Genomic DNA, 1,788 nt, shown 5'->3' with positions numbered 1-1,788 from the left:
CGACCCTGGTCGTCCACGGCGGAGGCGTCCGCGTCGCCGTGGACGACCAGGGTCGGGATGGTGAGCCGGCGCAGGTGCTCGCGGTTGTCGGCGTGGTAGCACGTCTGCTGGACCTGCTGGGTGGCCCAGGGGGAGGCGGACAGGCACATCCGGATCGTCCAGTCGATGACCGCCGGGGAGGCTTCGGTGCCCAACTGGGTGGCGAAGAAGGCCTGTGACTGGGTGGTGAGCCACTTGGGGCGATCGGCTCGGATGCGGGCGAGCATCCGGTGCAGGGCGGCCTCGGGGACGCCCTCGGGGTTGTCGTCGGTCTGCTTGAGGAACGGGAGGATGGCGGCGACGAACACGGCGCGCTCGACGCGGTCCTCGCCGTGGCGGCCGAGGTAGCGGGCCACCTCGGCGCCGCCCAGCGAGTGGGCGACGAAGATCACGTCGCGCAGGTCGAGGTGGTCGAGGAACGCGGCGAGGTCGTCGGCCAGGGTGTCGATGTCGTAGCCGGTCGAGGGGCGGTCGGAGCGGCCGTGGCCGCGCCGGTCGAAGGAGACGCAGCGGAAGCCCTGCTCGACGAAGAACGGGATCTGGTACTCCCACATCTCGGTGTTGAGCATGGAGCTGGTGACGAAGACGATCGGGCGGCCCTGTCCGTAGTCCTCGTAGGCCAGGCGGGTCCCGTCGGCGGTCTCAAAGAACATCTCGGCTCCTCGGCTGGTGGGTTCGATGTGTTCAGGATGTCCGAGCCGCCGAGGAGGGTCGATTACGTGCCGGGTAATGCCAGAGGTGTGACGGCGCCGCGGGGCCGGGCCCTCGCGGCGCCGGTACGTCAGAGGCCCAGGTCCTTGATGATCTTGGCGACATGGCCCGTGGCGCGGACGTTGTACAGGGCGCGCTCGACCTTGCCCTGTTCGTCGACGATGACCGTGGAGCGGATCACGCCGGTGACCGTCTTGCCGTACATCTTCTTCTCGCCGAAGGCGCCGTACGCCTGCAGGATCTCCTTCTCGGGGTCGCCGAGCAGGGTGACCTTCAGGTGCTCCTTGTCGCGGAACTTCGCCAGCTTCTCGGGCTTGTCCGGGGAGATGCCGACCACGTCGTAGCCGTGCTGCGCGAGCAGGTCGAGGTTGTCGGTGAAGTCGCAGGCCTGCTTGGTGCAGCCGGGGGTGAGGGCGGCCGGGTAGAAGTAGACGATCACCTTGCGGCCGGCGTAGTCGGCGAGCGAGACAGGCTTGCCGTCCGCGTTGGGGAGGGTGAAGGCGGGGGCGGTGTCGCCGGGCTGCAGGCGCTCGCTCATGGTGGGGTCTCCTCGTGGCACGGGTGCGTGGCGCGGGTGTGTGGCGCGGATGTGTACGTGCCCGACATTAGCCAGGTTCCCGATCGGGGGTGCTGTGGGGCATCGACCAGGGGGAGCTGACAGACTGTCCATCACCGGATCATCGAGAATGACGGAGGCAGCGCGGTGTCGGATGCCAGGACCCCTGCGCAGATCGAGGCGGACATCGCCCGCAGGCGGCAGCAGCTCGCCGTGACGCTCGACGAGATCGGGACGCGGATGCATCCCAAGACGATCGTCGGGGACGCGAAGGCGAAGGCGGTGTCGGTGGTGGACCGGACGGCGGGGCGGGCCTATGTCTCCGTGAACCGCGCGGTCACCGGCGTACGGGCGCAGTTCGTCTCCGAGGAAGGCGTCCCGCGGCTGGAGCGGATCATTCCGCTGGCGCTTGTGGCAGTGGGTCTGGCCGGGCTGTACGCCATGTCATCGCGGCGTCGCCGTTCGTAGCGGGCGGGCGGGGG

3 protein-coding genes are annotated in these 1,788 nt (G+C 69.3%); 1 reads left to right on the top strand and 2 read right to left on the bottom strand.

Annotated elements, in window-relative coordinates:
• Positions 1-692: alpha/beta fold hydrolase (locus tag CCN51_RS49655; protein WP_086861130.1), on the bottom strand; the 692-nt coding region annotated here is incomplete at its 3' end.
• Positions 693-820: 128 nt separating this feature from the next.
• Positions 821-1,288: a thioredoxin-dependent thiol peroxidase gene (bcp, locus tag CCN51_RS49650; RefSeq protein ID WP_014179264.1), complete on the bottom strand. Its 468-nt coding sequence runs from the start codon at positions 1,286-1,288 to the stop codon at positions 821-823.
• Positions 1,289-1,453: 165 nt separating this feature from the next.
• Here bcp and CCN51_RS49645 point away from each other — a divergent pair, with 165 nt between their 5' ends.
• Positions 1,454-1,774 (top strand): DUF3618 domain-containing protein, encoded by a 321-nt coding sequence (locus tag CCN51_RS49645; RefSeq protein WP_014179265.1) that lies wholly within the window; start codon positions 1,454-1,456, stop codon positions 1,772-1,774.
• Positions 1,775-1,788 lie beyond the last annotated feature (14 nt).

It is taken from the genome of Streptomyces milbemycinicus (assembly GCF_002154605.1).
Classification (GTDB): domain Bacteria; phylum Actinomycetota; class Actinomycetes; order Streptomycetales; family Streptomycetaceae; genus Streptomyces; species Streptomyces milbemycinicus.
This window is presented reverse-complemented; position numbering and strand designations above follow the sequence as displayed.

Bases quoted from the DNA above. Each gene is read 5' to 3' on its own strand.
- bcp (WP_014179264.1), bottom strand. From the start codon at position 1,288: ATGAGCGAGCGCCTGCAGCCCGGCGACACCGCCCCCGCCTTCACCCTC.